At 63.6% G+C, this 242-nt stretch carries 1 protein-coding gene; it reads left to right on the top strand.

Annotation, left to right across the window (positions count from 1 at the left end; translation table 11 throughout):
- Positions 1-242 (top strand): hypothetical protein (locus RRF55_RS27685; protein WP_439419253.1); only part of this gene is annotated, 242 nt, incomplete at both ends.

Here is a 242-nt window from a genome sequence, read left to right as displayed (position 1 = left end):
CGCCACCGATCCGTCCGGCAATACCAGCCCGGGCGTTCAGGTCACGGCACCGGATTCAACCGAGCCGGCTGCCCCCGAGATTGTCACCGTCAATGATAACGTGGGCACCGAAGCGGGCCCGCTGAGCAACGGACAACGCACGGACGATGCACGCCCGACGTTCAGCGGCATCAGTGAAGCTGGCACCGTTATTACCTTCTATGACAACGGCAAGCCGATCGGCACCGCCACGGCCGATGCTA

It is taken from the genome of Klebsiella sp. K47, from assembly GCF_051858335.1.
In the GTDB taxonomy this organism is placed as follows: Bacteria; Pseudomonadota; Gammaproteobacteria; order Enterobacterales; family Enterobacteriaceae; genus Klebsiella; species Klebsiella pneumoniae.
The sequence above is the reverse complement of the archived record's forward strand: the minus strand, read 5'-3'. Positions and strand labels throughout refer to the sequence as shown.